Source organism: Helicobacter sp. NHP22-001 (assembly GCF_030270165.1).
Taxonomy (GTDB): Bacteria; Campylobacterota; Campylobacteria; order Campylobacterales; family Helicobacteraceae; genus Helicobacter; species Helicobacter gastrofelis.
Window position 1 is genome coordinate 1 of sequence record NZ_BSWS01000030.1, and the last position, 1,655, is coordinate 1,655.

Consider the following 1,655-nt stretch of genomic DNA (forward strand, 5'->3'; position numbering starts at 1 on the left):
AAATATACACCACTTTATGGTCGTGTTGTATTTGATTTAGAATACTGATGGTTTCCATCATCAAACGAGTCACTTTGCGCCACAAACATACGGGACACCAGCGCTCACCACAGAAACCAGTGCGCATAAATTCTTGTTGAGTCTCAGTAGTATCTCTATTGCGAAAGAGCTGAAAAGCTCGATCATCATCATCACAAGCACCACAATGCACTTCTTTAGGCATGAAAATCTCCTTGAATCTAAATCTATCTAAATCCATATTAAAAATTATTTTTTTGGTTTGCATGCCTAAACATTTAAATAATAGAAGATGGCTATCGCTTGATCGGGCTTACTTGTCTAGCCCAAAGATTTGGGGGCTAATCCACACAAAACTAGCCTAAATGCTGTCATCGCTAGGCAATGCGGTGCTGTCTTTGTCAAACCACTAAGAATAGAGCATTTTGCCCGCAAAACCACGCCTAAACTATGCTATGTTCGGTTATTAAGTAATAACTAAATATAAATTTTTCTTATTTAATGTTTCTATTTTGGACTTGTTGGGCTGTTTCTCAATGAAAAAATAAATTATTGCCAAAAAGTTGCCAAAAAATCTAAAAGCACACATGTGGATTTTTGCGCTATCTTAAAAAAAATAAAAACTACTTAACAAAAAATAAAATTTTGAGTGTTTTTAGTCGTTTTGTGCCATTTTGTAAGGCACAAAATCAAGTGTAAAAGGGCTTTGCAAAAGTGTAAGACCCGTCCTATTGAAAAGAGGGAAAGTAGGCAAGTCGGTTTCACCCCTGATATTCAAAAAGACTTCCACGCTTTGCTGGGGGTCTGTGTCTAGCACCACGACATCTTTTTGTTCTTTTAAAACTGCAACGCTAAGTTGATGCACAATGTGCTTTTACCGCTTTCTCCTTTTTCATTGGCAACCGTAATGATCATAGACCCCTTCTTTTGTGAAAATACCATAAAACACGAGTCTTTAAAATACTGCAAAATACATTAGAACAAACTGCAACACCGCAAAAATAAGAAAATACAAGATAGTAGTATAAAATACAAGACTTTACAATAATGTAAAGCAATGCAAAATACAAAACAACAATGTAATTCTTTGGGGAGTGTATTGCGACCACTCACTAGAGATTCTATGAAAACACCAAGCTACGATTAAGGGAATTAATTTATCGTTTATCGTGCATATGGCTAAAAATCAACAAGAAACCCAAGAAGCCCTAAAACAACTAGAAGTCTAAAAGCAACCCATATAACAGAAAGTTCAAGTTAAGGTATAACACAAGCTCTTGAAAAAGGCGCACCCAGATGCAAGTCCAAACACAGCAAAAGCAAGCCCGCCCGCAAGCCAAAACCGCTATGTTGTTTTTAGTTGTTAAAGTCATCTCAATAATTGTAGGTGTTTCTCGTAAGTGAGTGTCTTGCTTTAGCTCCCTGCAAGGGCAAACTAGGCGGTGAGCTTGCGAACGAAACTCCTTTATGTGGTCGCATGACTTGTAAACCAAGCAACACCATTTGGGGTGTGCTCACAAGTTCGCTTTGCATAATTTGCCACTCAAACGCCGTGGGGGCTAAAATTCTATTTATATTGATTTAATATTGATTTATGGGTTTGGGCTGTTTGTGGAGAAAACCTTAAATATGTTTAA

1 protein-coding gene and 1 pseudogene are annotated in these 1,655 nt (G+C 37.2%); both read right to left on the bottom strand.

The window, feature by feature from the left end:
- A partial coding sequence (locus QSJ47_RS08080; protein ID WP_285603013.1) for a protein rep occupies positions 1-223 on the bottom strand: 223 nt, incomplete at its 3' end.
- Between the two features lie 516 nt (positions 224-739).
- Positions 740-933: pseudogene (locus QSJ47_RS08085) on the bottom strand (nucleotide-binding protein); the annotation flags it as partial.
- Positions 934-1,655: the final 722 nt, after the last annotated feature.